We start from the raw sequence: 3,967 nt of genomic DNA, 5'->3' as shown, positions 1-3,967 counted from the left end.
AGTTACAGATCCAAGCAACTTGACTGATGCAGAAAAAGCTAAGGTAGCCGACGAAGTTAAGAAAGCTAACCCAACTGCGAAAGATATCAAGGTTAATAACGATGGATCAGTAGTTGTAACCTTTAAAGATGGCACCACAGCCGTTATCCCAGCAGATAAGACAGTTAAGAAATCAGATGATAAAGTTAAGGAATCAGATGGAGTTAAGAATCCAACAGTAACTCCAGTTACAGATCCAAGCAACTTGACTGATGTAGAAAAAGCTAAGGTAGCCGACGAAGTTAAGAAAGCTAACCCAACTGCGAAAGATATCAAGGTTAATAATGATGGATCAGTAGTTGTAACCTTTGCAGATGGCTCAGTAGCAGTAATTGCAAGTGAGAAAGCTGTTAAGGAAGCAACTAAAGAGTCACCTGCTCAAGAACCAGCTAAGAAAGCGGGTGCTAAAGAATTACCAAACACTGGTACAAAACAATCTAGCGCTTCACTTGCTCTAGCACTTCTTGCAGCAGCGACAGGAGGACTCCTCATCGCTAAAAAACGCGAGGAAGAAGAGTAAATAAAAAGCTCAAATAAAGCAAAACTGAGAATGATTATTCTTTGAGACTGCTAGAAAAACCGTAAGAAGAAATTCTTACGGTTTTTTGATTTTAAGGCTAGTTTTACTATTATTTGAAGTCAGATAAATAAAATTTTTTCCTGATAACGATATCTCGGAAAAATTGCAGAATGTAAATTAGTCAACAATTTATTAATACTATAGTGGATTGAAATAAGATGTGAACAAAGAGATTAGGAAAGTCAAATTAATTTATAGAGACGTTTTAGAATCCTTGTCGTACTATTCTAGGTTCAATCCACTGTAGTTGTATAGTTCTATCAGAAACAATCAAGAACACTAAATTAAATCTGAGTAAGGCATAGAACAAGAAAACGGATATTTAACTCAGATAGCCTTACATAAGGGTTTAAACCGCCAAAATAGAAAATATAAACAGTTAGAAAATTTAGAAGGTAATCAAGATTGAGAATGAAACTGACTTGTAACTAAAGTTAACCTCAAAAATAATAGAATAATCAAAAAATAAATGATGAGTATAACCTAAACTAATAAATGGGTAATACTAAAGATTAGCAACAAATCTAATGATAAATACTTCTCTACTAATTAGAGGTAAGTTAGATATAGTTTCTGATTTGAGTGAGAATATTTCACGAGGTTATGAAAAAAATAAGTGGATTACTTGAATGACTGAACATAATGTAAAATAACAAGTAAAAAATAGAACTATAAAACTTGAAATATCACTAGTTTGATTCGTATAGAGAGCCAGTAAAGGAATCATCAATTCCATACCAGGCTGGTAAAAACTTTAAATAAAAACTAAAATATGGTAAAATAACGATTAAATAGAATTTTGAGGAGACATTTATGAAGACAAAAACACTTGCACAAGTTGATGGAATTATTGGGATCATTGCAGGAGCTGTTTTAGCAATTTTACCAGTCGTTATCGTTATGATTGCAGCTATTTCTGAAAATGAAGATTTTGCGGGAGTTGTTTTGGGAATTGTTTTCCTTGTTTTTACTTTAGTAAAAATCGCAACTCTAATCCTAGGAATTCTCACTCTTGTCTACTACAAGGATGACAAGCGTATCTCACTTGCTCCATCTATCTTATTTATCGTTGGATCGGTAGTATCATTGATTCCGTTCTTGGGATGGATCGGTGGAATTATTCTCATCATTGGTGGAGCGCTATACTTGTCAAGCTTAAAACATTTCCAAATCGAAGGATAGTTCTATATTAAAAGAGAAGAGTCAAGAAGTCTCTTCTCTTTTTTGATTGATTTTGACTAGCTTTTTTGTGAAAAATTGTGTAAAATAGAATAGATAAACGAGGGAAACCTCGGAAAATAAAAGGAGTATCCATCAAATGGTAAAATTGGTTTTTGCTCGCCACGGTGAGTCTGAATGGAACAAAGCTAACCTTTTCACTGGTTGGGCTGATGTTGATTTGTCTGAAAAAGGAACACAACAAGCGATTGACGCTGGTAAATTGATCAAGGAAGCTGGTATCGAGTTTGACCAAGCTTACACTTCAGTATTGAAACGTGCAATCAAAACAACTAACTTGGCTCTTGAAGCATCTGACCAATTGTGGGTTCCGGTTGAAAAATCATGGCGCTTGAACGAACGTCACTACGGTGGTTTGACTGGTAAAAACAAAGCTGAAGCAGCTGAACAATTTGGTGATGAACAAGTTCACATCTGGCGTCGTTCATACGATGTATTGCCTCCAGCAATGGATCGCGACGATGAGCACTCAGCTCACACTGATCGTCGTTACGCTTCACTTGACGACTCAGTTATCCCAGATGCTGAAAACTTGAAAGTTACTTTGGAACGTGCCCTTCCATTCTGGGAAGATAAAATCGCTCCAGCTCTTAAAGATGGTAAAAACGTATTCGTAGGAGCACACGGTAACTCAATCCGTGCTCTTGTAAAACACATCAAAGGTTTGTCAGACGATGAAATCATGGATGTAGAAATCCCTAACTTCCCACCATTGGTATTCGAATTTGACGAAAAATTGAACGTAGTTTCTGAATACTACCTTGGAAAATAAACATCATAAAGCCTAGGATGATTCCTAGGTTTTTGATTTTCGAAACATACAGTCTGAGGTAGAAGAAAACTTGAGCTGAGATTTTGGAAGGCTGAATTCCCAAACTAAGTTTTACCGTTAGTACAAGTGGATGTTACTTTGAGAAGTTACCGTTCAAGATTTAAGAATTCAAAAAAGAATTTAACTTGTCAAAGCAGAGGTTTATTGTTATAATAGGTAAGATGGAGGCGTTATGGCACTTAAAAAAGCAAGTCTAGCCTGTGCGGTTTGTGGTTCTAGAAACTATTCAATCAAAATTAGTGGAAATCCAAAACCAACACGCTTAGAAGTAAATAAATTTTGTAAACACTGTGGCAAGTACACCACACACCGAGAAACGAGATAGGAGAAAACGATGCGTTTTATTAAGGACATTTTTAAACTTCTTAAAGAAACAACTTGGCCGACTCGCAAGGAAAGTTGGTTAGATTTTAAATCTATCATGGAATACACTGCTTTCTTTGTAGTGATGATTTATATTTTTGACCAATTGATTGTTAGCGGATTGATTCGTTTTATTAATATTTTTTAAAATAAGCTAAGAAAAAGATCTAGTCGCTGAAATTCTTCAGTTAGGAAAGGAAAAAACATGGATAGTTTTGATAAAGGATGGTTTGTGCTACAAACTTATTCTGGCTACGAAAATAAAGTAAAAGAAAATCTATTGCAACGTGCACAAACATACAATATGCTAGAAAATATTCTACGTGTTGAAATTCCTACACAAACAGTGCAAGTAGAAAAAAATGGAAAGAAAAAAGAAATCGAAGAAAATCGCTTTCCAGGTTATGTTCTTGTAGAAATGGTTATGACCGACGAAGCATGGTTTGTTGTGCGTAACACACCAAACGTAACAGGATTCGTAGGCTCACACGGTAATAGATCAAAACCAACTCCACTTTTGGAACAAGAAATTCGTGATATTTTAGTTTCTATGGGTCAAACTGTCCAAGAATTTGATATTGATGTCGAAGTTGGTCAAACTGTTCGCATCATTGATGGTGCTTTCGCAGATTACACAGGTAAGATTACAGAAATTGATAACAATAAAGTCAAGATGATTATCTCAATGTTTGGTAACGATACAGTTGCAGAAGTAAATCTTAACCAGATTGCAGAACTTTAATCGGACATTTTTTTGGAAATTTCGTCAATTAAAACTACAAAACAAAGACAACTGTAGAGAAAACAGTTGTCTTTTTTTACTCTCACATGTCAGTATTCATACTTCCTGATACACTTTGGACTTGAAAAAACACAAGACAGAAACCAAAGCCCCTCTTTCCCCCTTTCTCTGC

Annotated in this window: 6 protein-coding genes; all 6 read left to right on the top strand. The window is 35.3% G+C overall.

Annotation, left to right across the window (positions count from 1 at the left end; genetic code table 11):
• The coding region (locus E7C97_RS09080) for an LPXTG cell wall anchor domain-containing protein (RefSeq protein WP_316109001.1) at positions 1 to 559 on the top strand (559 nt) is incomplete at its 5' end.
• Positions 560 to 1,432: 873 nt separating this feature from the next.
• Positions 1,433 to 1,801 carry a hypothetical protein gene (locus tag E7C97_RS09075; protein ID WP_049530250.1) on the top strand — a complete coding sequence of 123 codons (369 nt, stop codon included), beginning with the start codon at positions 1,433 to 1,435 and terminating at the stop codon, positions 1,799 to 1,801.
• Between the two features lie 136 nt (positions 1,802 to 1,937).
• Complete coding sequence (locus tag E7C97_RS09070; protein ID WP_045763384.1) at positions 1,938 to 2,630, top strand: phosphoglycerate mutase; 693 nt, start codon at positions 1,938 to 1,940, stop codon at positions 2,628 to 2,630.
• Between the two features lie 232 nt (positions 2,631 to 2,862).
• Positions 2,863 to 3,015: a 50S ribosomal protein L33 gene (gene rpmG, locus E7C97_RS09065; RefSeq protein WP_001809375.1), complete on the top strand. Its 153-nt coding sequence runs from the start codon at positions 2,863 to 2,865 to the stop codon at positions 3,013 to 3,015.
• A gap of 9 nt (positions 3,016 to 3,024) precedes the next feature.
• The gene (secE, locus tag E7C97_RS09060; RefSeq protein WP_001211016.1) at positions 3,025 to 3,201 is read left to right on the top strand and encodes a preprotein translocase subunit SecE; all 177 of its coding nucleotides are present in this window, start codon (positions 3,025 to 3,027) and stop codon (positions 3,199 to 3,201) included.
• 57 nt (positions 3,202 to 3,258) lie between these two features.
• Positions 3,259 to 3,795: a transcription termination/antitermination protein NusG gene (gene nusG / locus E7C97_RS09055; protein ID WP_045763385.1), complete on the top strand. Its 537-nt coding sequence runs from the start codon at positions 3,259 to 3,261 to the stop codon at positions 3,793 to 3,795.
• The last annotated feature ends 172 nt before the right edge of the window (positions 3,796 to 3,967 follow it).

The organism is Streptococcus sp. (assembly GCF_032481935.1).
Classification (GTDB): Bacteria; Bacillota; Bacilli; order Lactobacillales; family Streptococcaceae; genus Streptococcus.
The sequence above is the reverse complement of the archived record's forward strand: the minus strand, read 5'-3'. Positions and strand labels throughout refer to the sequence as shown.